General features: G+C 50.0%; 28 protein-coding genes. 8 read left to right on the top strand and 20 right to left on the bottom strand.

Annotated features, from left to right (window positions below; translation table 11 throughout):
- Window positions 1-166: 166 nt before the first annotated feature.
- The 7 genes from groL to EJP77_RS12435 form a co-directional block, all read right to left on the bottom strand.
- The gene (gene groL / locus EJP77_RS12465; protein WP_127199560.1) at window positions 167-1,786 is read right to left on the bottom strand and encodes a chaperonin GroEL; all 1,620 of its coding nucleotides are present in this window, start codon (window positions 1,784-1,786) and stop codon (window positions 167-169) included.
- Between the two features lie 81 nt (window positions 1,787-1,867).
- Complete coding sequence (groES, locus tag EJP77_RS12460; protein ID WP_127199559.1) at window positions 1,868-2,152, bottom strand: co-chaperone GroES; 285 nt, start codon at window positions 2,150-2,152, stop codon at window positions 1,868-1,870.
- A 275-nt stretch (window positions 2,153-2,427) separates the two neighbouring features.
- On the bottom strand, window positions 2,428-3,189 hold the full coding sequence (gene tatC, locus EJP77_RS12455) for a twin-arginine translocase subunit TatC (RefSeq protein WP_127199558.1): 762 nt from the start codon (window positions 3,187-3,189) through the stop codon (window positions 2,428-2,430).
- Window positions 3,190-3,310: 121 nt separating this feature from the next.
- Complete coding sequence (locus tag EJP77_RS12450; RefSeq protein WP_127199557.1) at window positions 3,311-3,526, bottom strand: twin-arginine translocase TatA/TatE family subunit; 216 nt, start codon at window positions 3,524-3,526, stop codon at window positions 3,311-3,313.
- Window positions 3,527-3,611: 85 nt separating this feature from the next.
- Window positions 3,612-4,097 (bottom strand): MogA/MoaB family molybdenum cofactor biosynthesis protein, encoded by a 486-nt coding sequence (locus EJP77_RS12445; protein ID WP_127199556.1) that lies wholly within the window; start codon window positions 4,095-4,097, stop codon window positions 3,612-3,614.
- 39 nt (window positions 4,098-4,136) lie between these two features.
- Window positions 4,137-4,604 (bottom strand): cyclic pyranopterin monophosphate synthase MoaC, encoded by a 468-nt coding sequence (gene moaC, locus EJP77_RS12440; protein ID WP_127199637.1) that lies wholly within the window; start codon window positions 4,602-4,604, stop codon window positions 4,137-4,139.
- Window positions 4,605-4,676: 72 nt separating this feature from the next.
- Window positions 4,677-5,300, bottom strand: coding sequence for a 5-formyltetrahydrofolate cyclo-ligase (locus tag EJP77_RS12435; protein WP_127199555.1), 624 nt, complete (start codon window positions 5,298-5,300; stop codon window positions 4,677-4,679).
- A 202-nt stretch (window positions 5,301-5,502) separates the two neighbouring features.
- On the opposite strand from EJP77_RS12435, the gene EJP77_RS12430 reads away from it, so the two are divergent.
- The 3 genes from EJP77_RS12430 (at window position 5,503) to EJP77_RS12420 (ending at window position 9,205) form a co-directional block, all read left to right on the top strand.
- The gene (locus tag EJP77_RS12430) at window positions 5,503-7,452 is read left to right on the top strand and encodes an ABC transporter ATP-binding protein (protein ID WP_127199636.1); all 1,950 of its coding nucleotides are present in this window, start codon (window positions 5,503-5,505) and stop codon (window positions 7,450-7,452) included.
- A 428-nt stretch (window positions 7,453-7,880) separates the two neighbouring features.
- Window positions 7,881-8,801 carry a cysteine synthase A gene (gene cysK, locus EJP77_RS12425; protein WP_127199554.1) on the top strand — a complete coding sequence of 307 codons (921 nt, stop codon included), beginning with the start codon at window positions 7,881-7,883 and terminating at the stop codon, window positions 8,799-8,801.
- A 26-nt stretch (window positions 8,802-8,827) separates the two neighbouring features.
- Complete coding sequence (locus EJP77_RS12420) at window positions 8,828-9,205, top strand: rhodanese-like domain-containing protein (RefSeq protein WP_127199553.1); 378 nt, start codon at window positions 8,828-8,830, stop codon at window positions 9,203-9,205.
- Window positions 9,206-9,304: 99 nt separating this feature from the next.
- Here EJP77_RS12420 and EJP77_RS12415 read toward each other — a convergent pair whose 3' ends face one another.
- Window positions 9,305-9,679 (bottom strand): hypothetical protein, encoded by a 375-nt coding sequence (locus tag EJP77_RS12415; protein WP_127199552.1) that lies wholly within the window; start codon window positions 9,677-9,679, stop codon window positions 9,305-9,307.
- A 175-nt stretch (window positions 9,680-9,854) separates the two neighbouring features.
- On the opposite strand from EJP77_RS12415, the gene EJP77_RS12410 reads away from it, so the two are divergent.
- Window positions 9,855-10,628 carry a YqcI/YcgG family protein gene (locus EJP77_RS12410; RefSeq protein WP_127199551.1) on the top strand — a complete coding sequence of 258 codons (774 nt, stop codon included), beginning with the start codon at window positions 9,855-9,857 and terminating at the stop codon, window positions 10,626-10,628.
- An 8-nt stretch (window positions 10,629-10,636) separates the two neighbouring features.
- On the opposite strand, the gene EJP77_RS12405 is transcribed toward EJP77_RS12410, so the two are convergent.
- From EJP77_RS12405 to tsaE, 11 genes are all read right to left on the bottom strand, one after another.
- Window positions 10,637-11,104, bottom strand: coding sequence for a GNAT family N-acetyltransferase (locus tag EJP77_RS12405; RefSeq protein WP_127199550.1), 468 nt, complete (start codon window positions 11,102-11,104; stop codon window positions 10,637-10,639).
- Window positions 11,097-11,513, bottom strand: coding sequence for a DUF2500 domain-containing protein (locus EJP77_RS12400; RefSeq protein ID WP_127199549.1), 417 nt, complete (start codon window positions 11,511-11,513; stop codon window positions 11,097-11,099). Before EJP77_RS12400 ends, EJP77_RS12405 begins: the two co-directional genes overlap by 8 nt.
- Before the next feature lie 300 nt (window positions 11,514-11,813).
- Window positions 11,814-12,392, bottom strand: coding sequence for a DUF1572 family protein (locus tag EJP77_RS12395; RefSeq protein ID WP_127199548.1), 579 nt, complete (start codon window positions 12,390-12,392; stop codon window positions 11,814-11,816).
- Window positions 12,393-12,440: 48 nt separating this feature from the next.
- Window positions 12,441-13,637, bottom strand: coding sequence for an SLC45 family MFS transporter (locus EJP77_RS12390; RefSeq protein ID WP_127199547.1), 1,197 nt, complete (start codon window positions 13,635-13,637; stop codon window positions 12,441-12,443).
- A gap of 3 nt (window positions 13,638-13,640) precedes the next feature.
- Window positions 13,641-14,375 carry a glycerophosphodiester phosphodiesterase gene (locus EJP77_RS12385; RefSeq protein ID WP_281278493.1) on the bottom strand — a complete coding sequence of 245 codons (735 nt, stop codon included), beginning with the start codon at window positions 14,373-14,375 and terminating at the stop codon, window positions 13,641-13,643.
- An 85-nt stretch (window positions 14,376-14,460) separates the two neighbouring features.
- Entirely contained in the window at window positions 14,461-14,922 is a 462-nt protein-coding gene (locus EJP77_RS12380; protein WP_185897331.1) for a PH domain-containing protein, read from the bottom strand.
- A gap of 143 nt (window positions 14,923-15,065) precedes the next feature.
- On the bottom strand, window positions 15,066-15,854 hold the full coding sequence (locus EJP77_RS12375; protein ID WP_127199634.1) for an SDR family oxidoreductase: 789 nt from the start codon (window positions 15,852-15,854) through the stop codon (window positions 15,066-15,068).
- Window positions 15,855-15,999: 145 nt separating this feature from the next.
- On the bottom strand, window positions 16,000-17,049 hold the full coding sequence (tsaD, locus tag EJP77_RS12370; RefSeq protein ID WP_246021882.1) for a tRNA (adenosine(37)-N6)-threonylcarbamoyltransferase complex transferase subunit TsaD: 1,050 nt from the start codon (window positions 17,047-17,049) through the stop codon (window positions 16,000-16,002).
- Window positions 17,046-17,573, bottom strand: a complete 528-nt coding sequence (rimI, locus tag EJP77_RS12365) for a ribosomal protein S18-alanine N-acetyltransferase (RefSeq protein WP_246021881.1) — start codon at window positions 17,571-17,573, stop codon at window positions 17,046-17,048. The genes tsaD and rimI overlap by 4 nt, the downstream gene beginning before the upstream one ends.
- 13 nt (window positions 17,574-17,586) lie before the next feature.
- Entirely contained in the window at window positions 17,587-18,438 is an 852-nt protein-coding gene (tsaB, locus tag EJP77_RS12360) for a tRNA (adenosine(37)-N6)-threonylcarbamoyltransferase complex dimerization subunit type 1 TsaB (protein WP_127199632.1), read from the bottom strand.
- Window positions 18,438-18,929 (bottom strand): tRNA (adenosine(37)-N6)-threonylcarbamoyltransferase complex ATPase subunit type 1 TsaE, encoded by a 492-nt coding sequence (tsaE, locus tag EJP77_RS12355; RefSeq protein WP_127199544.1) that lies wholly within the window; start codon window positions 18,927-18,929, stop codon window positions 18,438-18,440. Before tsaE ends, tsaB begins: the two co-directional genes overlap by 1 nt.
- Window positions 18,930-19,148: 219 nt before the next feature.
- Here tsaE and ku point away from each other — a divergent pair, with 219 nt between their 5' ends.
- The 3 genes from ku to ligD all read left to right on the top strand — a co-directional run bounded on the left by ku (window position 19,149) and on the right by ligD (window position 22,187).
- A complete protein-coding gene (ku, locus tag EJP77_RS12350; RefSeq protein ID WP_127199543.1) occupies window positions 19,149-20,069 on the top strand; it encodes a non-homologous end joining protein Ku in 921 nt (306 codons plus the stop codon).
- A 42-nt stretch (window positions 20,070-20,111) separates the two neighbouring features.
- A complete protein-coding gene (locus EJP77_RS12345) occupies window positions 20,112-21,056 on the top strand; it encodes an ATP-dependent DNA ligase (protein WP_127199542.1) in 945 nt (314 codons plus the stop codon).
- A gap of 231 nt (window positions 21,057-21,287) precedes the next feature.
- Complete coding sequence (ligD, locus tag EJP77_RS12340; RefSeq protein ID WP_127199541.1) at window positions 21,288-22,187, top strand: non-homologous end-joining DNA ligase; 900 nt, start codon at window positions 21,288-21,290, stop codon at window positions 22,185-22,187.
- A gap of 36 nt (window positions 22,188-22,223) precedes the next feature.
- On the opposite strand, the gene cls is transcribed toward ligD, so the two are convergent.
- Window positions 22,224-23,654 (bottom strand): cardiolipin synthase, encoded by a 1,431-nt coding sequence (gene cls / locus EJP77_RS12335; RefSeq protein ID WP_127199540.1) that lies wholly within the window; start codon window positions 23,652-23,654, stop codon window positions 22,224-22,226.
- Between the two features lie 219 nt (window positions 23,655-23,873).
- On the opposite strand from cls, the gene EJP77_RS12330 reads away from it, so the two are divergent.
- A complete protein-coding gene (locus EJP77_RS12330) occupies window positions 23,874-24,848 on the top strand; it encodes a M23 family metallopeptidase (RefSeq protein ID WP_127199539.1) in 975 nt (324 codons plus the stop codon).
- Window positions 24,849-24,871 lie beyond the last annotated feature (23 nt).

Raw genomic sequence — 24,871 nt, 5'->3', positions numbered from 1 at the left:
AACGCCAGCACAGAACCTAACCTGTCCAGGCGCCAACCCTAGAGCAGGTTACTTCTTTGCTTCGTTCCAATCCCAATATATCAGACCATTCCTCTTCATCGGGATGGTCTTTATTTGTGTTCTCTAAAAAAGAAAAAACCCTTGATATTCAAGGGTTTTGTCTTTATTACATCATTCCGCCCATACCGCCCATGTCAGGCATAGCTGGTTTTTCTGGTTCTGGCTTGTCAGCGATAACCGCTTCAGTTGTCAGGAACAGGCCTGCAACGGATGCAGCGTGCTGCAGTGCGGAGCGAGTAACCTTAGCAGGGTCAACGATACCTGCTTCGAACATGTTCACCCATTCGCCGTTAGCTGCGTTGTAACCTACGCCGATTTGTTCTTTTTTCAGACGCTCAACGATGACAGATCCTTCTTCACCAGCGTTAGCTGCGATGGTACGGATCGGCTCTTCCAGAGCGCGAAGCACGATGTTCACACCTGTTTTCTCGTCGCCAGTTACATTAACTGCAGCAACAGCGTGATATACGTTCACAAGCGCTGTACCCCCACCGGATACGATACCTTCTTCAACCGCAGCGCGAGTTGCGTTCAGAGCATCTTCGATGCGCAGTTTGCGTTCTTTCAGCTCAGTTTCAGTAGCTGCACCAACTTTGATAACCGCTACGCCACCAGCCAATTTAGCCAGACGCTCTTGCAGTTTTTCTTTGTCGAACTCGGAAGTAGTCTCTTCCAATTGGGAACGGATTTGGCTAACGCGAGCTGAGATATCGTTCTTGTCGCCGCTTCCGTCAACGATAGTAGTTGCTTCTTTGGTTACGCGCACTTGACGAGCGTTACCCAGTTGTTCGATGCTTGTGCTTTTCAGGTCAAGACCGAGCTTCTCCGTGATCACTTGACCACCAGTCAGAGCAGCGATATCCTGCAGCATAGCTTCACGGCGGTCACCAAAGCCAGGAGCTTTGACAGCTACGGCATTGAATGTACCACGAAGTTTGTTCACGATCAGCATAGCTTGAGCTTCGCCTTCGATATCTTCAGCAATGATCACAAGCGGACGAGCTTGTTGAACGATCTTCTCTAGCACAGGCAGGATCTCTTGCGTGCTGCTGATCTTCTTGTCTGTGATCAAGATGTATGGGTTATCCAGAACAGCTTCCATCTTGTCTGTGTCTGTGATCATATAAGGAGAGATATATCCGCGGTCGAACTGCATACCTTCAACCACTTCAAGCTCAGTTGCGAATCCACGGGATTCCTCAACAGTAATAACGCCGTCTTTGCCGACTTTCTCCATAGCTTCAGCGATCAGTTCGCCTACTTCTTCGTCAGCAGCAGAGATCGCAGCCACTTGTGCGATGGATTGCTTGCCTTCGATGGTTTTGGAGATCTTTTGCAGTTCTTCTACTGCTGCGCGAACCGCTTTGTCAATCCCTTTGCGAAGACCGATTGGGCTTGCACCTGCAGTTACGTTCTTCAGACCTTCACGAATGAGGGCTTGAGCAAGGACGGTTGCTGTAGTTGTACCGTCACCAGCTACATCGTTAGTCTTGGTTGCTACTTCTTTAACAAGCTGGGCACCCATGTTCTCGAATGCGTCTTCGAGCTCAATTTCTTTGGCGATGGTCACACCGTCATTGGTGATAAGCGGGCTTCCGAATTTCTTCTCAAGCACTACGTTGCGTCCTTTTGGTCCAAGTGTTACTTTTACCGCATTTGCCAAAGCATCAACCCCGCGCATCATCGCGCGGCGAGCATCTTCACTGAATTTAATGTCCTTTGCCATTATTCAAAAACCTCCCTGATAAATTTAGTAATCAATGATCTTCACTTACGCTTTATATTGAAGTTCGGGACCTCGCAATCCTTAGCCAATGACTGCGTGAATGTCGCTTTCTTTCATAATCAAGTATTCTTTACCTTCATACTTAATTTCTGTTCCGGCATATTTGGAGAACAAGACTACGTCGCCCTCTTTCACTTCAAGAGCTACACGAACACCGTCCTTGTTGACGGAACCGCTGCCGACAGCAATTACTTTGCCTTCTTGCGGCTTCTCCTTGGCAGAGTCGGGAAGTACGATCCCGAATGAAGTTGTTTCGTTTTGTTCGATCGGTTCTACCAATACGCGTTCACCTAAAGGTCTGATCATGAAAAATAGCCTCCTTAATTAGTTATGTTGTGTTAATTGGATACACTTTGAATGTTAATGTTAGCACTCAACATCGTGTAGTGCTAACAACCAACTTTATGATACTAGGTGTGGCGTCAGATTTCAAGTCCCTGTCACCATTTTTTTCTTGGACACGCCCCTTACATCCTATCCGAAGATCAGCCTAAATATTCCTCATTCTTTAAGCTATCGCAAATATAAAAAAGGCCCCTCTTCATTCGGCCAATCCCGGCCTTTGAAAAGGGACATTCAGCTCAATTCTCGTATTTCGCTCTTCGCTCCGCATCCGCAGCCAACTGCTTGCTGTGCATTCTTCCTGACAGCACCACACTGAATTCATACAGAAGAATCATGGGTACCAGCACCAGGAACGCCGAGAAGAAGTCTGGAGGTGTAATCATAACGGACACGACCACCAAGGCAAAATAAGCTACCCGGCGCATTTTCTTAAGACGTTTTGGATTAAGCAGACGCAGCTGGGTCAGGAACAGCACGACAATCGGCAGCTCGAACAGCAGCGAGATCGGCAGAATAATATTCATCATGAACTTGAAATAGTCCGTTATCCCATAAGTCTCGACCAGACCCAGCTGTTTGTTGAGACTTGACGTGAACTGCATAGCCAGCGGAAATACAACAAAGTATCCGAAAGCCACACCAACCAGGAAGCAGATAAAGACAAATGGAATATATTTCAGGGTGGCCCGCTGTTCCTTTGGCTTCAGACCCGGGCTGACAAAGGCCCAGATCTGGTAGATCATAAATGGCAGCGTTACAGCCAGCGCTACGATCAGCGCAATCTTCATATATACATTGACCCCATCCCAGAAGGAGAATGCATTAAGCTTCAGTTCAAGACCCTTGGGTCCGTGGGTGGTCAAATAGTCGTATACCGGATGAGCGACGAAAAATCCGCCTACAAGCACGATAGCAAATAGGATCAGTGTAACAAACAAACGTTTGCGAAGTTCAGACAAATGATCGACAACCGACATTCCATCCTGTTCGTCAGGCATAAAGGCCGCCCTCCTGTACATCATCATATTTCGGACATAAATAAAGCACCTTCCGGTGCCCGTATAGAAGCGAAATCTATGCTACCCTCAAAAAAACTCCTTCCTTCGGGAAGGAGTCTGATTATTCTGGCAAACGGCGTTCAGCTGCCTGCGGCTGCTGCTCTGGCCTAGGCGGCAGCGGCTCCGTCTTCTTCACAGGTGGCTCATCTTCCACAATATCGCGGGTGGCTTCTTTGAATTCACGGAACGTACGGCCCACCGCCCGTCCGAGATCAGGAAGTTTATTCGGTCCAAATAGCAGCAGGGCTGCGATCACGATCAGGATAACTCCGCTCATCCTTGTTCCCTCCGTTCTGTCACATGCTATTGTCCAATCATAACATAACTAAAATTACAGTTACAGCCGAAATGCGCATTTAGTCCTACAGCCGGAACTGGCCTGTAACCATCAGCAGGGCCTCCGGCAGCTGTCTCATGATAGCAGCGAGGTTCTCATGCACGCCCTTGGGAGTTCCCGGCAGGTTCACAATTAATGTACGGCCCCGAATGCCCACGACTCCCCGGAACAGCATCGCCGCCGGGTTCTTCTGCATAGCGCTTGCCCGCATCGCTTCGGCCATACCCGGAACTTCCCGTTCAATAATGCGGCGCGTCGCTTCTGGTGTTACATCCCGGGCTGCCAGCTCCGTCCCGCCGGTTGTCAAGACCAGATTGGCCTGAAAGTAATCCGTCATTTCGATTAAAGCTGCAATAATCTCATCCTGTTCGTCAGGAACAATGCGGTATTCCACAATTTCTCCGCCCAGTTCTTCCTCGACCAGTTCCCGGATAACCTGGGCGCTCGTATCTTCACGTTCGCCTCGGGCTCCCTTGTCGCTAGCCGTCAAGATCGCTGTTTTCCATACCATGAAGTCACCCTCCTTATCCGAATTGGAACATTTAGTTGTCTATACCCCGAGGTTATAATCGCCGCTCTTGCCGCCTGTCTTTGATTTCAGCAGGGTAGGTCCGATGACCATATCCTTTTGCAGCGCCTTGCACATATCATAGATCGTCAGGGCAGCTGCAGAAGCGCAGGTCAAAGCCTCCATCTCCACCCCGGTCTTGCCTTCGGTCTTAACCGAAGCTTCTATATAGAGCTCGTCCTCTCCATTATCGGAGAAGATAATATTCACACCGGTCAGCGGCAACGGATGGCACATCGGGATCCAATCCGATGTCCGCTTGGCCGCCTGAATACCGGCAACCTGGGCCACGGCCAGCACATCACCCTTCCCAACTCGGCCTTCCTTAATTGCGAGCAGTGTAGAGGGAAGCATGCTCACTTTCGTTATAGCCACTCCCGTGCGAACCGTAATCTCTTTGCCCGAAATGTCCACCATCCTGGCCCGGCCCTGCTCATTGAAATGCGTCATCTTACTATGTTCTGATGCTGAATCTGTCAAGATCTTCCCAACCTTTATCGTGAAATGCGATTCCCCGTTGTCCTATAAAGTATTAACGACACCGGCAGCGGTAAAAAGGAGATCCAGCCGAAAATCATGCTCCTCCATCGGAATGCTGGAAATCAACTGTTCGCGGAGCACTAAGGCCGCTAACAGAGGCATTCTTGTACCACTGCATTGTCTCTTCAGTTGTTCCATAAAACGATCATAATAACCGCCGCCAAAGCCAATTCGTCCCCCGGCAGGATCATAAGCAAGCCCTGGGACAATAACAAGATCAATATCGGCATACTGCTCAGAAATCCACTCGGGCAGATGTTCCGCCGGTTCAGGAATCCCCCAGGGACCGATAGTCACGTCCTCTTCCCCTGGAAGCTCATGCAGCGTGAAAGTCTCTGGTCCGGTTATACGCGGAACCAGAACGCGGTCTCCCTGGGACCAGCAGCTGCGAATAAGCGGTAGTGTAGCAGGCTCGTCCCGAAAAGAAAGGTAGGCAAACACCGTTAGCCGGCCCTCACTCTTAGCGGCGCGAAGCGGGGCAAGGATATCTGCCTCCGCGAGGCGGCTTGCCGACTCGGACTGCTCCACTCTTGAAGCTTCAGGGATCGCAGCTCGTATGCTCGTCATCTGGCTGCGCAGCTCTCTTTTGGCATCCGGTATGCCCAATTTATATCACCCTTCGCCCAACATATCTCTCTTTAGTTTAGCACTGTTCTGTCAAAATGAAAACTTGATACAAGGGGAGCTCCTTCATAGACATAGACACCTGTTACATAGCGGTGCAATTGAGGGATGTTTCATGTAAACTATGGATATCAGCGCCTGTATACAGGCAAGGTTGCTTATAGATATGGAGGATATACAAGTTATGCTGCTTCAAGCTACAGATATTCGTAAATCGTACGGTACTACCCATATATTAGAAGGCATCGGCCTGCAAATTCTGGAGCGCGACCGCATTGGGCTAGTGGGCGTGAACGGAGCCGGGAAGTCTACCCTTCTGCAGATTCTAGCCGGAGAAATGTCTTACGACAGCGGACAAATCTTCAAAGCCAAGGAGACCACCATCGGCTATCTTGCCCAGAACAGCGGACTGCAGTCCAAGCGCACAATCTGGGAGGAAATGCTGTATGTTTTCAATCCTTTAATTGAGACCGAGGCTGAGCTGCGCCGCATGGAACTTGAAATCGCAAATCCGGAATCCGCTGAGAACGAGAAGGCTTTCGAAGACCTCTTGGAGCGCTATGCCCGGAAATCCGACTGGTTCAAAGATCATGGCGGATATGAAATGGAGACCCGTATTCGCAGTGTTCTGCACGGAATGGGCTTTGGCTCCTTCCCTCCGGATACGCTGATCTCTACCCTGAGCGGAGGCCAGAAGACCCGCCTGGCCCTGGCCCGGATTCTGCTGCAGGCCCCTGATCTGCTTATGCTCGATGAGCCGACGAACCATCTGGATATTCAGACGCTGACCTGGCTGGAGGATTATCTCCGCAGTTATTCAGGCGCATTGCTCATCGTCTCCCATGACCGTTATTTCCTCGACCGCCTAGTCACCGCTATTGTGGAGATCGAGCGTCACCAATCTAAGAAATATACAGGCAACTACAGCCGGTATATTGAGCTCAAGGCTGCCGAGTACGAGAGTCAGATGAAGCAGTATGAGAAGCAGCAGGACGAGATTGCAAGACTTGAGGATTTCATTCAGAAAAATATCGTCCGTGCCTCAACCACCAAGCGTGCACAAAGCCGGCGCAAAGCCCTTGACCGAATGGAGGTGCTCGACCGCCCTCTCGGGGATCTGAAGAAAGCGAACTTCTCCTTCGAAGCTGAGATCATGTCCGGCAAGGAAGTGCTGCAGGTGGACCAGCTCGCTTATTCTTTTGACAAAGAGAAGCCTCTGTTCCAGAACGTAAGCTTTGATCTGCGCCGGGGAGAGACGGTTGCCCTCATTGGACCTAACGGGATCGGCAAATCCACGCTCCTCAAAATGCTAACCGGTGACCTGAGGCCGACTTCAGGCCGTATTAACTGGGGAACCAAGGTCAAGCTGGGTTATTATGACCAGGAGCAGACCCATCTTAATCCAAAGAATACCGTTCTTGAAGAACTCTGGAGCGCCTTCCCTCACATAGAGGAGGCCCGAATCCGCAGCGTTCTTGGGAACTTTCTGTTCAGCGGCGAGGATGTGCTGAAGCGAATTTCCGCATTAAGCGGAGGGGAGAAGGCCCGGGTAGCTCTCGCCAAGTTAATGCTTCTGAAAGCCAATATGCTCATTCTGGATGAGCCGACGAACCATCTGGATTTGTACAGCAAGGAAGTGTTGGAAGCTGCCTTAATGGAGTATGACGGAACCCTTCTCTTCATATCGCATGACCGTTACTTCCTGAACAAGATGGCGGAGCGTATTGTTGAGCTTCATCCTAATGGAGCTGAGCCTTATTTGGGCAACTACGACGATTACCTGGAGAAGAAGCAGGAGCTTGAGGAGCTTGCGCAGGAGAAGGCCGCAGCCAAGCTGGCCACAGCCAAGAAGGTGGATGAGGAAGCCTTGGAGGTCAAGAACGGTGCAAGATCTTACGAGGCCGATAAGCAGGCGAAGCGTGAGGAACGCAGCCGGCTGCGCCGCATCGAACAGCTGGAACAGCTGATTGCTCAGCATGAGGATAACATCTCGGGACTTGAAGCGGAGCTTGCTGAGCCGGAAGTCTATCAGGACTATGTCGCCGTACAGGAACGTCAGACCCGTATCGACGTCCTGAAGGCCCAGTTATCCGAGGCTTATTCAGAATGGGAAGAGCTGCTTGCTGGGGACTAGACACGTGACTTTGGAAGAGTCCAAAAAAATTTTTAACATATCGGTTACAATTAGCTATAATTATGCACAGCCTTATCCACAATACTAAGAAATTAGTCCTTACTAAAACGGCCTTCGAGGCCGTTTTTTTAGCCAGTTTATCCCGAGAAAACGTTCTTATCCACTTTATTATCCACATTATCCACAAATCGCACAGAAGTTTGTGAAAATATTGTCCCCTTTTTCATGATTCATGTAAATGGGTACTGGGTAAGGGATTCAACATTTTATACACATAATTCAGGTAAACTGTGGATAACCTTGTCCACAACTTGACAACTACGACTAAAGCCCTACGGACGTCGGAAGAACTATAATCAGAGGAGCTTGAATGCTCCAGCTTTAATCGTTACAATATACCAATCACAGTTGAGAAAGGCGGTCTTCTCTTGTCCCCGAAAGTAGTGAATAGCATTACGGAGCTGATCGGAGATACTCCCGCAGTCAGACTGAACCGGCTAGTTGGGACTCATGATGCCGAGGTATATGTTAAGCTTGAATATTTCAATCCAAGCCGCAGCGTGAAAGACCGGGCAGCTTATCATATGATTAATAGGGCTGAGCAGGAAGGCTTACTTAAACCGGGTTCAACCCTGATTGAACCGACTAGCGGAAATACCGGAATCGGGCTGGCCATGAACGCGGCTGCAAAGGGATACCGTGCGATTCTGGTCATGCCTGATAATATGACTGCGGAACGGATTAACATTCTGAAAGCCTACGGGGCAGAAGTCGTTCTGACCCCAGCTGCCGAGCGGATGCCTGGAGCGATCGCCAAAGCATTGGAGCTGCAGACACAGATTCCGGGAAGCTTCATCCCTCAGCAGTTCGAGAATCCGGCTAATCCGGACGCTCACCGAGGGACTACAGCCCTGGAGATTATCGAACAGATGGAGGGCCAGCTTGATGTCTTTGTAGCTTCATCCGGAACAGGAGGCACGATCACGGGAACCGGCGAAGTACTGCGTAAGCATCTCCCTGGTATCCAGATCTATGTGGTAGAGCCCAAGGGCTCTCCTGTTCTCTCAGGCGGGGTACCCGGCCCTCATAAGCTCGTAGGAACAAGCCCCGGCTTTGTCCCTTCCATTTTGAATACAAATGTGTATGATGAAATTGTACAAGTTGCTGATGAGGATGCACTTGAGACCACCCGCCTGCTTGCCAGCCAAGAGGGTATCCTGGTTGGTCCATCTGCCGGGGCAACGGTCTGGACTGCAATCCAGTTGGCCAAGAAGCTTGGTCAGGGGAAAAGAATACTATGCATTGCTCCGGATACAGGAGAGCGGTACCTGAGTATGGATATTTTTTGAGACAGGGAAAGGTGGAGATTGGAGAAATGAGCAGAATAATTGAGGGTGTATCCCATGTGGATCGCGATGAGCTGTACGACCTTCTTCACGACAAGGAGCGAAACGTGCTGGTCATTGACGTAAGGGAATTGGAAGAATACGAGGACGCGCATATTCCTTCCGTTCCACTGATACCTATGGGGGAAATTGCCGCTTATATTAACGACTTCGATAAAGACCGCGAGTATGTCTTTGTATGCCGCAGCGGCGGACGCAGCTTCCAGGTTACGAAGTTCTTCCAGAACCAAGGCTTTAACAAGGTTCACAATTATGAAGGAGGCATGCTGAATTGGGACAAAGAAGTCATCGGCGGCCGCGAAAATGTCATCGAGACTTTTAACCCTCAGCAGCTCGAACGGAAATAATTAATCGAATCTAGTGTATAAAAAGAGCCCTGAGCCCGGCCCGATCATTCGGAGTCCGGCTCAGGGCCTTTTTGCAAATTACAATAGCATTATGCCTGATTACATACTAGTTATAAATAAGCCTAACACATACAAAAATCCAAGAATTACACTAATCCCGCCTGTAAGCAGAAACAGGATCACGTTCTTGCGGTTCTTGGTTCTTTTCCAAATTCCATACACGCAGATGTACAGACCTGCTAACACGGCCAGCAGCCAAATCACATGACCCCAAATTTCAAGCAGCTGAAGCGTATCTGTTAGGAACAGGACCAGGAACAGTGCCTGTATTCCCAGTGACACCCAAGTATAATTAAAGAATGATCGATCAAATTCCGAAGTAATCTCTCTTCTTCTGTTGACCTCAATTACCAATAAAGGAACCACAACAGCCCCTGTTAAAAGCAACACCATGAGCATTATGGTAAACGTCATCGTTCCGACCTCTCTTTCTGACTGTATGGAAGGCAGCAGCCGGTAGAAGTATCCTGCCATCTAATAAAATATGTACCTCTGCATGTCCCAACCCGGATGCCAGTCAAAGTTCTTCAGGCGGGACAGTCACCCGCTTCCCTTCATTCTCATAATCTGTCATAAAGGAGTGCTGCAGATGATTCTTTATGATAATCAGATGATGGAGGGTCACTCTGTCCCTCAGGAAGACTGGCAGATTGCTGCTTATCATGCTTTTGCCGCAAAGATGACGAACCGAGAAGAGAAATTCCCCTGCATTCCCGCGACAATCGGGTTCACGCACAGCCACCTGAGATATGGCTTTGTCACAGATCCCCGCAGCGCCGATGCCGAACGGATTGTGGCCGAACTCATTAGAGACTATACCGACAACTCCCGGCAGTTCGGTAAATATACGTCACTGATTCTATTCTTCCAAACTCCGAATGACCTCAAGAATAAGTTCGCCGTGGAACAATATGAATCCTTGTTCTGGGATCTGCTGAGCAGGACTGCACAAGAGGACAAGCGGGAATGGCCGCAGCATATACCAGAAGATCCATCCAGCCATGTATGGGAGTTCTGCTTCCATGAGGAGTCCTATTTCGTCTACTGTGCAACTCCTGCTCATTTCCGGCGTCAAAGCCGGCACTTTCCTTTCTTCATGCTCGCTCTTACACCCAGATGGGTATTGACCGAGTTCAATAAAGTGCCGAAGCAGGTTCAAATGCTGAAACCGCTGATCAGGGAAAGGCTTGAAGCTTATGATACGATTGGTCCTCATCCGGACCTCAAGCTGTATGGGGCAGAAGACAATTACGAGTGGAAGCAGTATTTTCTTAGGGATAATGATACAACCGCCAGTTCATGCCCCTTCTCTCATGGAAGGTCCAGCAAGACCAAGGCAGGAAATCACTCATCCACAGATTAGATCCGTTCTCATGTCGGTTGAACGCCCAGGAAGTAATGATAGAATTCATGATCTCTGACGTAACCATTTCGCTCATATAGGGATTGTGCAGTGCTATTCGTCACCGCCGTGGATAATTGCAATCCTTTGGCACGTACCTTGCCCGCATAATCCTTAGCGACATCCAGCAGCAGCTGACCGATTCCCTGCTTCCGGTAGGCTTCATCCACATACAGATCATTCAGAAGCAGCAGCCTTCTCATGGAGATTGAAGAGAACAGGGGGTACAGCTGCGTGAACCCGATTATCTGCCTTGTATCCGAATTCCGCACACAGAATATAATGGATTCCTGATGCTCAAAGCGGTCGAACAAGAAGCCTCTTGCTCCTTCAATATCTGAGGCTTGTCCGTAGAAAACTCTGTACTCGTCGAACAATTTAGCAAGTTCATCTAGATCCTCAATAGATGCCTGATGCACCCTGTAGTTATTAGCCATATTGTTTGTATTCCTTTCTAATTCTGCGGTTGAAGTTCATGAATCTTGCACCCTGATAGGTAATCTCGCCTTCATCCTTCTCGACCAGCAGACCGTATTCGCGTGCGGCCATTTGGAATTCGAGCCGGGCTCCATTCTCAAGTTCAAACGTAATATAATAATTCGTTGATGGAGTTGAATTCCCTGCTCCTCCCCAAACTTCCATTCTCTTGGACACAACCACAGCTTGTTTCGTTAATAGATTCTTGCTATTATTAGCCGACCATACCAATAATCCTTTAATAATGGCATACGCAAATGTCCCTATAACAACAAACAGCAGTGTACCTCCAAAAATCTTGAACCACAAGGGAACCTCATCCAGAAACTCAAAGAAACCATCGGGTCCGAATCTGTAAATGTTATCCATGGCTGCACAGCCTTTCTGTCATTATAGTAGTCACGCTCAGACTTTACAATTGACATTATGATAAGAGATTCATATGTTCCTTACTGAAGATCGGTTAGCCTCGCTTGAGGATACCAAGCTTAGTAAGTCAGATGATGTTGAGGACTTCAAGTATCTATCCCTTTTTCCATAATTATACATGTATTTTCGCAATATGTAAGCTTTGTAATGTGGATTTAAGATTAAAATATTTTAAAACTGGATTGGAAACGCAAAAAACCGAAGCCCCTGCGGGCTCCGGCTAATAAAAATAAACTAGGGCTACTCGAGCTTCTTCAGCTCTTCTACCGTAAAGTTCCTAACCACTCTTTCATTGGAGAATTTCTCCGCATTATAGCTGCTGGAGCTGTTCCTTGGAACAGACAGGCTCAGCCAGCTGCCATGCTTAAGCAGCTTGGCCGCATATATAATCTGTCCGACATGGTAAGGATAATGAGCAAGCTGCCGGTTGATCGCCTCGATCACCGTATGTCCCTCGTTGCGGATATAGATAATGTCCAGCAGCTGATCCGGACGAAGTGAGTCCAGTGCCTCAAACAGACAAGCCCAGCCCGCCTCCCATTTCTCCATAAGCGACTCTTTATTCACAATGATATCCTGCTCAAATTCCCCGTCCCGGTCCCGCCAAGGTTTCTCCCCATCTTCTGTTAAGAAATGAGTCCATCTGGACAGCATATTCCCACTCATATGCTTCACTATCGTTGCAATACTGTTGGTGTCATCATTATAGGTCGTGAACAGCTGCTCGGGCTCCAGCTGCTCGATGGCTTTTTCCCCAAGCCTTTTATAATATTTAAACTGACTTTTAACACTATCCAGATAATTTAGGTGGCTATTCATGTCAACCTCACCCTTTCTTTAAAGTTAGAATACGTGATTGCATTCGGTTCACAGATTCGGAGCCGAAGGCTCAGCATGCAGCTCAGCGGCGTTCTGTCTAATCCCAAGGAGGCACAGGAATGCCAGTACAAGACCTGTCGAAGATGCGATGAACAGAACCCTATAACCGAACATATCCATCATCAAGCCCATCAGTGGAGGAGAAATAATAGCTGCGAGCGAGGAGACCAAATAATACAGCCCTGTCCTTGTCCCAATGCTCTCTTCCCTGCCTGTCGAGACAATCCAAGGGTAAGAGTTAATGTTGATGCATGCCCAGAAGACTCCGCCAACGATGAGGAGTACCCTAAGCAGCAGGGTTGACTGTACAAAAATAATGGCGCCGAACACGAGAAGCAGTCCAACTACCCCCGCCGATATAATCCGTTTCTTGCCGTACTTCGCCCCAAGCCAGCCGCTGGGCAGCGCAAATATAAGAAAGGCCAGGGAGAAGAACGTCAGCGAGAAGGATGCTGCTTTATCAGACATGCCTAAGTACTTGGTCCCGTACAAGGTAAATAAGGCCTCTACTCCTTGGTAAGCCACGAACCAGAAGAAGATCGCAAGCAGGATCAGGTATGTTGTGATATCCAGCTGATCCTTGATCCGGACAGGCGGCTTCTTCACAGCACCCTCGGTATATCCCATCGCCTGGGGCTCCTGAATGAAGTACTTGAGTACAAACATGGATAGAAGCATCACTACACCTGCCCCTAAAAATGGCAGATAAGAGCCTATTCCATACAGCGACGAACCTACCCCGAAAGCGAGAACGGAGCCAAGCCCACCCATCAAATTAATAACCCCATTCGCCTTCGTCCGCTGCCGTTCTGGTGTAATATCCGGCATCAAGGCAACCGTTGGGGAACGGAAGAGACTCATGGAGAGATTCATCAGCACCATGAATACAACCAGAATAGGAAGACTCGTGTACCACGGAATCAGCGTAACGAATACAGCGGCAAGAGGCATACCGATAAGCAGATACGGCATCCGTCTGCCATATCTGGTCTGTGTCTTATCACTGCGGTAGCCAATCCACGGTTGGATGAACAAAGCCAGATAGTTATCAATGGTCATCATGAATCCGATCATCGAGGCACTGGTTAAATAATCGTCCAGAAATAAAGGGACAAAAGCATTGTAGAGTGCCCAGGTCAGACTGATACTAAAAAAGCCAAGACCCAGCAGCCATGTTTTCTTCATCCATTAACCTCCTGCTTCAGCTAACAGGGCGGCCAGACGATCCGGATAATCGGTTATAATTCCCGCGACACCTGCATCCATAAGAGCTTTCATCTCGGCAGAGTCATTCACAGTGAAAGAATGATAGGGAATCCCATGCCGGGCAGCTTCTGCCGCAAGCTCAGGTGTGACCGCATATTTGAAAGCGTGAAGGGCATCGGCCCCGATTCCAGCCGCATAGTTCCAAGGCTCATAGAGCCCTTCCATATATAGAATACCGGTACGTATATCCGGGGCAATCTTCTTGCACAGGACAAGAGAGTAGTGATTAAAGCTTGATATAATAATCCGTTCGGAAAGACCGAACTTTCTTACCGCCTCGATGACCTTTGATTCTATTTCCGGGTACTGCACAATCCCGTTCTTGAGCTCCAGATTCACGATAATTTCATGCTTCTGTGCAAGCTCAAGCAGCTGTTCAAGAGTCGGGATCGCTTCACCACGGAAGTCTTCATGGAACCACGCCCCCACTTCCTTCAGCTTCAACTGCTCCAGCGTCAGATCTTTCACCCACTCCGGTGAGCCGGCTGTACGCTGCAGCGTCTCATCATGAATCAGCACCAGATGCCCATCCCGGGTCATCTGTACGTCGGTCTCTATCCCCGTAGCTCCGAGTTCTATACTTCTCTGGAATGATATCATCGTATTCTCCGGGCAGTGACCCGCCGCTCCCCGATGCGCGAAATTGATTAAAGACACTAGCTCATCCTCCTCAGGTAACCGTAATTAATTTGTGCTTATTTCACTATAAGCTCTAAATGTAAAATCCATGTTATGTAGATTGCTATAGCTTCTTTTCCAGAGGTTCAATATGGATACGGTCATTTCTTCGTTTAAGCTCTTCTATGAACGCCTCCTTCTCTTCAGGGGATATAATCACGCTGCCCCAAAGTCCGGTCTTATAATGCACTTCAATAGCATCCCGCGAGAATAACATCCGGTAACCGGCCCAGATCCCTGGATTTCTGGTGATCCTGGTGATGTCGTTATAGTGGATTCTAGACTTAATGAACCCTCCCTTAATTAATAAGTGCTCCTCTGTCAGGACATATTTAAGGTCGGCGACCAACCAAATTAATAAGCCGGTCACAAGCACATCAATGACGCCAACGATAACAAGCTGTAAATAAACGATAGGTGTGAACAGCAGTGGAGCAAATAGTGATAACGTGATCAGCACAAGAGTGCCAACCCACACAGTGACGTAGAACCGGTCCCGGCCAGATCTGAATACAAGGGGTGACATAAGCATCCTCCTTCATCATTTTAACTATAATTTTATCCCAGAAAGGAAAAATAAGGTATCCAAAATGAGATAAAAAAACCTCCTACCCTAAGGTGTAGAAGGTTGGTTGGTAATATGTTAGCTGCCTTAGCATGCCCTGCGATTTATAAGCCCCTCAGCATCCCGCCATCCACCATAATGGATTGACCTGTCACATATGTATTCGCAAATGAACCATAGAAAGTTACCATGCGCGCAAATTCCTCCGGAGTCCCCATTCGCCCAAGCGGGATGGCTTGAACAGCCTCAGCCTGGATAGATTCAAGCGAAGTTCCTTTATTCGCCGCACGCGCTGAATCCAGCTCGGTAATCCGGTCCGTTGCAATTCGCCCAGGGGCAATCGTATTGATCAGGATCCCATCCTTGGCTAGATCTTCTGCCAGTGTCTTGGCCAGCGATTGGACTCCTGCACGAAATACATTGGATAGAATAAGTCCAGCGATTGGCTGCTTAATTGATGTGGAAGCCAGATTGACAATCCTTCCTCCTCCTGCGGATTTCATATAGGGTACTGCTTCCCGGATCATGCGGATTACACTCAGCAAATTAAGTTCAAATCCTCTTTGCCAATCTTCATCGCGCATATCGGCAAAGTTTCCTCCCGGCGGTCCCCCAGCATTTGTGACCAAAACATCCAGGCCCCCTTGGGAATCGGCAGTGGCCTTGATCGCCCGGCGGATCTCCTCCTCATCAGTGACATCCATACGCAAAGTGTTCACTTTATGCCCGGTTGCAGCAAGAATCTCTTCCCGGGCGCTTGTAAGCTGCTCCTCATTCCGGCTAGCTATGGTTACCCGTGCACCTTCCTGTGCGAAGGCTAACGCACTGGCTTTGCCTAATCCTTTGCTAGCTGCTGCCACAAAAACTGATTTGTCTGATAGACCCAGATTCATCATTAGCACCTCCAGTTAATATAGTGTCCCTAAGTCACTTAATCCAGACCGAGCTGCCAGGATAAATTGCGCTCCCGGTTGTTGGATTTAGACAGACAAAAATCCACCCTGCGTTCATCAGGATGGACTAGATGCGAGTTCATATTTAACTGCCAACCGACCATTCTTCCAGTGATAATCCCGGCTCTGCCTTCATAGTCTGCGGCGCGAATTCACCATGCTGCAGCTTGAGAAAAGCAGCCGCTCCGATCATTGCAGCATTATCCGTACAGTATGCAAATGGCGGTATTCTGAGTGTAATTCCCTCACGATCACAGCGTTCAGCCAAGGCTTCACGCAGCCCCCGATTCGCTGCAACTCCCCCGCAGAGCAGAAGCTCGGAAGCCCCGGTCATCCGCATGGCACGTATCGCTTTCTCCACCAGCACCTCGATGACCGACTCCTGAAATCCGCGGGCAATTGCGGGAATATCCGGAGTCTCCCCTCGCATCTTGGTCTGGTTCAGCACATTCAGTACCGCAGACTTCAGTCCACTAAAGCTAAAGTCAAAGGAATCCGGCTCAAGCCATGAACGAGGGAGATCGGCCGAATTCTCAGCCTCATGAGCCAGCCGGTCCACGTAAGGCCCTCCCGGATAAGGGAACCCGAGTGCACGGGCAACTTTGTCATAAGCTTCGCCCACGGCATCGTCCCGCGTACGGCCGATCAGTCTGAACTTCCCTTCACTCTCCATGAGCACAAGTTCTGTATGACCGCCGGATACGACCAGCGCGATGCACGGATACGAAATCTCCTGAACCAGGCGATTCGCATAGATATGACCTGCGATGTGATGCGTCCCGATCAAGGGCTTATCCAGAGCAAAGGCCAAGCTCTTCGCCGCCATAATCCCTACAAGTAGTGCGCCTACCAAGCCCGGCCCCTGAGTCACCGCAACCGCGGACAGCTTGTCCGGTGAGATGCCGGACTGCTCTACGGCCTCCTGAAGCATCAACGTAATACTCTCGACATGCTTGCGCGAAGCGACCTCGGGCACAACGCCCCCGAATGCTTTATGTGTCTCAATCTGACTGAAAATCAAGTTGGAGAGCACTTCCCGCCCGTTCTTAACCACCGACACAGAAGTCTCGTCACAGCTGGTCTCCACAGCCAGAATATAGCTGTCTTGCTCTAAATGTGTATCTAATCCATTCATAAGTCCCATTCGCTTCCTTCCCCATAATGGGCAACAATATCATCAGGCAGATCGCACCACATAATCAGCGCATCCTCTTGATTGTCTGAATAATAACCTTTCCGGAGTCCGACAGGACGAAATCCGAGCTTACCGTACAGAGATTGGGCAACCGTGTTGGAGACACGGGCTTCCAAAGTCATCTTGGTCATTCCAATTCTCCCGGCCAGCAGCATGATCTCCCGCATCAGCCTTTCGCCTAGATGCTGCCCGCGATAAGCGGCACGTACCGCAATATTGGTCACATGGGCCTCATCCACCACGGTCCACATGCCTGCATATCCAATCGGAACGCCGTCCTTCTCCATAATGATATATTTAGCAAAATGATTCTGCGTCATCTCACTGTGGAACGCATTCTCGGTCCAGGGCAGTGTAAAGGATTCATGCTCAATCACCATCACGTCTGGAATGTCCTCAAGCGTCATGGGACGGAACCGGATTCCGTCACCGGCCTGCATGCCTGCAGCTTGTTCTGCTTCCATGTCCGATGCCCCCTTATACGCCGCGAAGCAGGTTCGCTTCCGCTTCCGCAAGCTGGGTATAATTCGGGACGAGCGAATGCACCTCGTCCGATTCGCCGCGCAGGAGCCGGTCCGCGCCCAGCAGACCGGCCCATACGCCCTCAAGCACGTAAGGCCGCGTCTCAAGCCGCCCGCCGCCCAGCAGCGGGCGGAGCGCCTCCGCGGCCGCTCCGTGCACTTCCGTCTCGCCGGTGAACCACACGGCGGACGGCCGCGCCTCTGGCGCGAGCGCCTCCAGGCGTCCGGCAAGCGCTGTAACCCAGCGCTCCATCAGCCGGATGCCATCCGGCGCCAGGCGCCGGGGCAACTCGCCCGGCGCCGCCTCGAACAGCGCGGTATACACTTGACCGCGCCGTGCATCCATCAGCGGAATGATCCATTCCGCTGGGGGCTTGCCCGCAGCAGCCTGCTCCGCGGCTGCTGTGGGTTCCTCGCTGCGGCGCCCTGCCGCAGCCTCGAAGGCCGCGGGCGGCTGGCCCGTGCCGGTGGCCCAACCGCCAAGCCCTAGGGCGGCGAGGCTGGAGATGCCCGCCACCGGCAGAGCCATGGACCACGCCAGAGTCTTGGCCGTGGTCACGGCGATCCGGATGCCCGTGTAGGACCCCGGGCCGATTCCGGTGCCTATGCCGGCAAGCTCGCTCTTCGCGATGCCAGCCTCGGTAAGCACTTCCTCGATTGCCGTAATCAAATGCACCGAATGATTGCGCTCGGCGGTTATATTGCGCTCAGCCTTAAGCCGGCCGTCCTCCATAACAGCTACAGCCAGTGAAGCCGTGGATGAATCGAAGGTAAGCGTATAACTCGGCTTTCCTGAAATATTACTCATCATGCAGTTCCCCATTCTCTCTTTAGGTCCAGCAGCCATTGCCCATAAGGCGCTCCCTGCCCCTTTAAATAAATCTGTCGCTCAGTCATATCCGTCACTTCAAGGTAAATATGCAGATAAGCAGAAGGCAGGAGCTCCTCAACGAGACTCGCCCATTCCACAAGCGTAACTCCCTGGCCTTCGAAATATTCCTCAAGCCCCAACTCGTCCGCTTCTTCCAGCGACAGCCGGTATACATCCATATGATAAAAGGGCAGCCTGCCCTCATATTCCTTAATTAAAGTGAAGGTGGGACTATTCACCTGCTGCTCAACCTGGAGATGCTTCGCGAACAGCTGAGAGAACGCGGTCTTGCCTGCTCCCAGATCCCCATCCAGCGCTATGACAGTTCCAGGCTCCGCCTGTTCAGCCAGAAATGCAGCCAGCTTCTCCGTATCCTTCAAATTCTTCGCATGCAGAATCAGATCTGCTGCTCCCTTATCAAATTCCATGGGATAAACCACCTTTATCCGATCATCCTTGTATTCACATACCCATACATCTGTTCTCATTATATCGGTACCTTGTCCACCCCGCAAGAAACCAGGAATTATTTGTACTCGACCAGCCTTTGTTATTAGATAGCCCTTTTTGTCCCATACTAAAGGTAGTCAGCATGGTGCACGATGAGTGTTAGTATACGATTTCGATCCTGAAAGGAGCACGCCTGTATGCATACGGTATGGAAAGGCGCTATAAGCTTCGGTCTTGTTCATGTTCCGGTGAAGATGTTCTCCGCGACAGAGGATAAAGACATCTCTATGAAATATATTCATAAAACCTGCGGAAGTCCGATCTCTTACGTGAGACGCTGTCCTTCCTGTGAGAAGGATGTAGATTGGGAAGAAATCTCCAAGGGCTATGAGTATGAGAAAGGAAGATATGTGCTGTTCGAGAAGCAGGAGCTTGAGCAGCTGTCCGCCCAAGTGGAGAGAACGATCACCATTCTGGATTTTGTCGACCTTAAGGACATCGATCCGATTTATTTTCAGAAGACGTATTATTTATCTCCCGATCAGGCTGGTTCCAATGCCTATCTGCTGCTGCTTGAAGCGATGAAGCAGACAGGCAAGATCGGGATTGCCAAGATCGCCATCCGTTCCAAGAGCAGTCTTGCCGCCATTCGGGTCATGGAAGGATGTCTCGCGATTGAGACGATCTTTTATCCCGATGAGATTCGGCCCATCAGCCAAGTGCCCAATCTTCCCGAGGCGGCTGGGGTAAACGATAAGGAGCTCGGCATGGCCAAGGTACTGATTGAGCAGCTGTCTACGCCGTTCGAGCCATCCAAATATACGGATGATTACCGCGAATCGCTGATGAATCTGATCCAGCACAAGGTTGCTGGCGAAGAGATCAGCCTGGCTCCCGCGAAGCCGGAGAACAATGTGATTGACCTGATGGCTGCCCTGCAGGCAAGTATTGAAGCGGTGAAGCCTATTGCTACGGACCCTGGACCTGCGGTGAAGAAGCCAAGAGCCAAACGAGGAGCGCCTGCTGCTTCCGCCAAAGATGACCTTACCGGAGCACCGAAGGCAGCGCCCAAGCCAAAACGCCAGAGTGCTTCCAAAGCCAAGAAAACCATTTCTTAACCGTATCTGAAGCCACTTTGACCCAGTAAGGAGTGAACGTGGATGAAATTACAGCCTTTAGTTCCTTTTGAGCCTATCTCTACGGACAAGCTGCCTGAGGGTGAAACGTGGACGGCCCAGATTAAATGGGACGGAGTCAGGATGCTGACCTATTTCGACGGAAATGAGGTTCAGCTCATCAACCGGAAGCTGAATAACCGGACACTTCAGTATCCTGAGCTGACCCGGATCGAGGAATACTGCCGGGCCGAGTCCGTGATTCTGGATGGCGAGATTATTGCGCTGGATCAAGGCAAGCCTTCCTTTCATGAAGTGATGCGGCGGGATGGTTCGCGCAGGGCAGAGAATATTAGGCGAGCACAGCAAGAGGTGCCGATTACTTATATGCTGTTCGATATCCTATATCATAACGGAACCTGGTTAACCGGCCTTCCGCTGCGCGAACGGCAGAACATTCTCAAGGAAGCCATCATGCCTAATTCCTTCGTCCAGATCACAGCCGACTTTCCTTCTGCTGAAGTTTTATATGGAGTAATGAGCCAGCATGGGATGGAAGGAATCGTAGTCAAAGACCTGAGCAGCACTTATGCGCTGGATGGTAAAGACAAACGATGGATGAAGAAGAAAGTCATTCAGGACCTGGTCGCTGTGGTGGGCGGCTATACGCTGCGCGGAGGAATCGTGAACGCGCTGATGCTGGGTCTTTATGATGAGGAAGATCAGCTGTGGTATATCGGACATGCGGGAACAGGCAAATTGACCGTTCAGGATTGGAGATCGCTCACCGAGCGGGTTGCACCCATCACAAGATCCTCCCGTCCTTTCACCGCGCTGCCCTCCCGCAGCAAGGAAGCTTACTGGGTTGAACCTCAGCTGACAGTGAAGGTGAATTTCCTGGAGTGGACACCGGGAGGAACCCTTCGTCAGCCGAGTATTCAGGCCGTAGTCTCCATTGATCCGGCGACATGCAAATTTGGGTCCAGTTGATACAGCGGTTTGGACATACTCACTCTTGGGCATCTTGTTCTATAGTCTTGCGCAGCTTTACTTGCACTCGTACATCCTGCTCTGCCACCCTTTGCTGCCTCACACGCACTTGTACACCTTGTGCTACCGCCTTACGCTGCCTCACACGCACTTGTTCGCTCAGTCTGCTGCCTAGTCTTGTCACATCCCTGCTGTACTGGACTTTATTCGAATTCGGAAGGAGCTGCCCCCATGCCCAAAGCCATCCGCGGCACCATCACTGTTGAGGGACATGAGGTCCCTATATCCAATCCGGGCAAGCTGCTCTGGCCGGAAGCCGGGATAACCAAGCGAGATTACCTGGCAAAGCTGGCTGAACTCTCTCCCTACCTGCTTACCTATTGCAGGAACCGTCTTCTAACCACTATTCGTTATCCGGGTGGCGTTGATGGGCCTTTCTTTTACCAGAAAAATGCCCCCGAGCCCCTGCCCGAGTACGTTCAAACCGTTCTTCACGAGAACATCAACTATATTGTGCTGGATAATCTCCCCACTCTTCTATGGCTGGGAAATCTAGCTTCCATTGAGTTTCACCCTTCCCTCCACTATGTACATGAATCCCTTCCCTGCGAGTGGATGATTGATCTTGATCCGACCCTGGAAGATGACCCGCGAATTATGGAAGCTGCCTCCCATGTCGGCGATATTCTGAGTTCACTCGGTTTAGCTTCTGTTCCGAAAACCTCTGGCGCTACTGGTGTACAGATTATTGTACCTACCGAGTATGGCGTAACCTTTGACGAGCTGAGAACTCTTGGCCATTTCATAGCCAGATTTGTCACAGAACGCTTTCCAGACCTGTTCACCATCGAACGGCTCAAGAAGGACCGCGGAGATAAAATCTATTTCGATTATCTCCAGCATTATAACGGCAAGACCCTCGCAGCGCCCTATACTCCGCGTGCCAAGGCAGCCGCCAGTGTGTCCACCCCATTAACCTGGGATGAAGTGAGGCGAAATCCGCACCCCTCCGAGTTCAACCTGCTCAATATCTCGGAGCGATTACAGCAGAAAGGCGACCTGCTGCAAGCAGTGCCGCCCCAATCTGTAGATTTGATTCTCAAGCATTTAAAAAGTCCTGCCATGAAATAGTACTTGGGCCTGATCCCAGCCGGGGAGTAGACACGGCTATAGAAGCGGCGACAGCATTCGTGTAAGCATTTCAGCGCCCTTCTGCATTCGGGGTCTCTTGGAGAATTCCCGCAGTGAGATGGGCCGGCAGTGGGTGAGATCCACTTCAAAATCATTCATCAACCTCCGAATCGGTGCCTGATCGAAGAGCACGGCTGTCATTTCGAAATTGTAAAAGAAGCTGCGCATATCCATATTGGCCGTTCCCACCGTAGCCAGCAGATCATCAACGATCATGACTTTGGCGTGGATGAATCCCTTCGTGTATTGATAGAACTTGACTCCGGCATGAAGCAGCTCTTCGACATAGGAGAGTGAAGCCAGGTGGACCAGCTTGCTGTCGGAACGATACGGAATAATGATCTTCACCTCGACCCCGCTAACGGCGGCGGTCTTAAGTGCGGTATATACACTTGGGTCCGGGATGAAATACGGACTGGTGATCCATACCCGCTTCTTGGCCACTGCAATCGCCTCAAAGCACATCTCCTGAATCGCATCCCAATGCTGATCCGGACCACTGGTCAGGATTTGAACCTGCTCGTTCCCGGTACAGTGATGTTCCGGGAACAAGGCCGGATCGGAGATTCGCTCACCGGAGGCCAGTCTCCAGTCCGTCAGGAACGTATTTTGCAGGAAGTAGATTGAATCTCCTTCAATTTGCAGATGGGTGTCCCGCCATTCTCCAAGCTTGGGATACAGACCAAGGTAATCCTCACCGACATTAATGCCTCCCAGAAATCCGATAGTCCCGTCGATCACTACAATTTTGCGATGGTTCCTGTAGTTCACGCGTCTGTCAATCGTCGCAATCAGCGGAGGCAGGAAGAAGTAGAATTGGATTCCCGCCTCCTTAAGCTCATTAATGAACTCATTCTTCAAATAATAACTTCCGAGTCCATCGCAGATCATCCGGATCTTAACGCCTTCCCTGGCCTTTCGGATCATGACCTCCTTAAATCTCCTGCCTACTTCATCACTTCTAAATATGTAGTATTCGATATGAATATGATCCTTCGCATTCTCCATCTCACTAAGGATCGCATCATAGGTATCTTCACCGTTCGTAAGTACCTTTGTCCGATTACATCCCGTTATTGGACTTTCCGACAAATGAGTTAATAGATTAAATAATCTCTCTTGATGATGAAACTCGGGATTATGCATTTCCTGCACCGATTCGACAATCTCGGCCTGCCGCCAAAGCCGCCCCTTCATCTCTTGAAACAAACGGGTTCCTCTCCGGCGGAGGTTCTTCCGCTTCTTATAGTCCTGGGCCACGAAATAATAAAGAACGAATCCAATAATCGGGAAGCAGAACAGAATGAACAGCCACGCTACCGTCTTGGAAGGATTGCGGAACTCAAGGATAAGTATTGTAGCGCTCTGAAAAATAAAAGCTATAAGCGCAAACACCAGCCAAAGCATGGTTGTCCCCCTTCTATATGAAATCTTTAATATTATGTATTACTCAGCATTAACCATATTCCTATGTAATACTCACTATACCCGTCTGCAGCTATCAAGATAGTTAAATCTGACTATTTAAGCATGTTATAAGAGAGCTGCGAATACATAAATTATAGAAGTAATGCTGGGTGAATTAAAGGAAAATATCAAAATTCGGCTTTGATGAAAGGAGATGCCATGAGAAATGCAGTGTTATCCCGCAAAATGACCCTCCTTGTCCTTCAGGATGCCAACCATGCCGTAAAGCAAATCCAAGTATCCAAGCCTCTGGTCATTGCTGTGCCCCTTGCCGCCCTTCTCTCCATATCCGGGCTAATTGTTAGCCTCCAAGCCTACTCCGGCCACACCGTTGCAAGTCTGGAGCAGGAGCTTCAGAGCAATAATATGCAGCTTCAGGCTGTGGTTACCGATAAGGATGAAGCCATCAAACGTCTGCAAGCCCAGATTGTTACTCTATCAGCCGAGTCCAAGAGTATGAAGGATAAAGTCCAAAAGGTCTCTGAGATGGAGAAAGAGCTTCAGCAAATTATTAGTAAGTTTGGTACAGGCAAGGCCTTCTCTGCTTCAAGTATACCGGGAGACTCTTCACATATTGGAGGTGAATTTATTGCTGTTCATAATGTGGACACCGCTAGCAGGCTGGCCTATGACACCCAGGATGATTTTGCCGAGATGTCTGAGCTGATTAACGCCATGCTGAGCAGGGTCCCCGCCATGATGGATCAAGCCGAACACCTTCATCAGTCTCTGTCTGGAACACCCTCACTTTGGCCAACCCTCTCCCGAAGTATAACGTCGAACTTTGGTTACCGCTCCGATCCCTTCACGGGTAAATCAGCTTTTCATGCCGGTGTCGATATTTCCGGGGAAATAGGAGATCCGGTCTACTCCGCCGGTGCGGGTACAGTTCTTCAGGCAGAGCATTCGCCTGCAAGGGGGAACTTCATTATCATCCAGCATCCCAATGGGCTGCAGACCTGGTACATGCATTTAAGCAGAATCAGCGTAAGCGTGAATGACGAAGTAACCAAAGGAGAAGTGATCGGCAGGCTTGGATCTACCGGGCGGAGTACAGGCCCCCATCTTCATTTCCAGGTGCTTAAGCAGAATAAGCCCATCGATCCGCTCCCTTACCTGACTCAGGGACAGTAATTAAATAACCTTTATGAATGGAG

The sequence above is a fragment of the Paenibacillus zeisoli genome (genome assembly GCF_003994465.1).
Classification (GTDB): Bacteria; Bacillota; Bacilli; order Paenibacillales; family Paenibacillaceae; genus Fontibacillus; species Fontibacillus zeisoli.
This window is presented reverse-complemented; position numbering and strand designations above follow the sequence as displayed.

What these genes read in the sequence shown, in the direction of transcription:
- groL (WP_127199560.1), bottom strand. Translation starts at nt 1,786, where the DNA reads ATGGCAAAGGACATTAAATTCAGTGAAGATGCTCGCCGCGCGATGATG.
- groES (WP_127199559.1), bottom strand. Translation starts at nt 2,152, where the DNA reads ATGATCAGACCTTTAGGTGAACGCGTATTGGTAGAACCGATCGAACAA.
- tatC (WP_127199558.1), bottom strand. Translation starts at nt 3,189, where the DNA reads ATGCCTGACGAACAGGATGGAATGTCGGTTGTCGATCATTTGTCTGAA.
- EJP77_RS12450 (WP_127199557.1), bottom strand. Translation starts at nt 3,526, where the DNA reads ATGAGCGGAGTTATCCTGATCGTGATCGCAGCCCTGCTGCTATTTGGA.
- EJP77_RS12445 (WP_127199556.1), bottom strand. Translation starts at nt 4,097, where the DNA reads ATGGTATGGAAAACAGCGATCTTGACGGCTAGCGACAAGGGAGCCCGA.
- moaC (WP_127199637.1), bottom strand. Translation starts at nt 4,604, where the DNA reads ATGACGCATTTCAATGAGCAGGGCCGGGCCAGGATGGTGGACATTTCG.
- EJP77_RS12430 (WP_127199636.1), top strand. Translation starts at nt 5,503, where the DNA reads ATGCTGCTTCAAGCTACAGATATTCGTAAATCGTACGGTACTACCCAT.
- EJP77_RS12420 (WP_127199553.1), top strand. Translation starts at nt 8,828, where the DNA reads ATGAGCAGAATAATTGAGGGTGTATCCCATGTGGATCGCGATGAGCTG.
- EJP77_RS12415 (WP_127199552.1), bottom strand. Translation starts at nt 9,679, where the DNA reads ATGACGTTTACCATAATGCTCATGGTGTTGCTTTTAACAGGGGCTGTT.
- EJP77_RS12410 (WP_127199551.1), top strand. Translation starts at nt 9,855, where the DNA reads ATGATTCTTTATGATAATCAGATGATGGAGGGTCACTCTGTCCCTCAG.
- EJP77_RS12405 (WP_127199550.1), bottom strand. Translation starts at nt 11,104, where the DNA reads ATGGCTAATAACTACAGGGTGCATCAGGCATCTATTGAGGATCTAGAT.
- EJP77_RS12400 (WP_127199549.1), bottom strand. Translation starts at nt 11,513, where the DNA reads ATGGATAACATTTACAGATTCGGACCCGATGGTTTCTTTGAGTTTCTG.
- EJP77_RS12395 (WP_127199548.1), bottom strand. Translation starts at nt 12,392, where the DNA reads ATGAATAGCCACCTAAATTATCTGGATAGTGTTAAAAGTCAGTTTAAA.
- EJP77_RS12390 (WP_127199547.1), bottom strand. Translation starts at nt 13,637, where the DNA reads ATGAAGAAAACATGGCTGCTGGGTCTTGGCTTTTTTAGTATCAGTCTG.
- EJP77_RS12380 (WP_185897331.1), bottom strand. Translation starts at nt 14,922, where the DNA reads ATGTCACCCCTTGTATTCAGATCTGGCCGGGACCGGTTCTACGTCACT.
- EJP77_RS12375 (WP_127199634.1), bottom strand. Translation starts at nt 15,854, where the DNA reads ATGAATCTGGGTCTATCAGACAAATCAGTTTTTGTGGCAGCAGCTAGC.
- tsaD (WP_246021882.1), bottom strand. Translation starts at nt 17,049, where the DNA reads ATGAATGGATTAGATACACATTTAGAGCAAGACAGCTATATTCTGGCT.
- rimI (WP_246021881.1), bottom strand. Translation starts at nt 17,573, where the DNA reads ATGGAAGCAGAACAAGCTGCAGGCATGCAGGCCGGTGACGGAATCCGG.
- tsaB (WP_127199632.1), bottom strand. Translation starts at nt 18,438, where the DNA reads ATGAGTAATATTTCAGGAAAGCCGAGTTATACGCTTACCTTCGATTCA.
- tsaE (WP_127199544.1), bottom strand. Translation starts at nt 18,929, where the DNA reads ATGGAATTTGATAAGGGAGCAGCAGATCTGATTCTGCATGCGAAGAAT.
- ku (WP_127199543.1), top strand. Translation starts at nt 19,149, where the DNA reads ATGCATACGGTATGGAAAGGCGCTATAAGCTTCGGTCTTGTTCATGTT.
- EJP77_RS12345 (WP_127199542.1), top strand. Translation starts at nt 20,112, where the DNA reads ATGAAATTACAGCCTTTAGTTCCTTTTGAGCCTATCTCTACGGACAAG.
- ligD (WP_127199541.1), top strand. Translation starts at nt 21,288, where the DNA reads ATGCCCAAAGCCATCCGCGGCACCATCACTGTTGAGGGACATGAGGTC.
- cls (WP_127199540.1), bottom strand. Translation starts at nt 23,654, where the DNA reads ATGCTTTGGCTGGTGTTTGCGCTTATAGCTTTTATTTTTCAGAGCGCT.
- EJP77_RS12330 (WP_127199539.1), top strand. Translation starts at nt 23,874, where the DNA reads ATGAGAAATGCAGTGTTATCCCGCAAAATGACCCTCCTTGTCCTTCAG.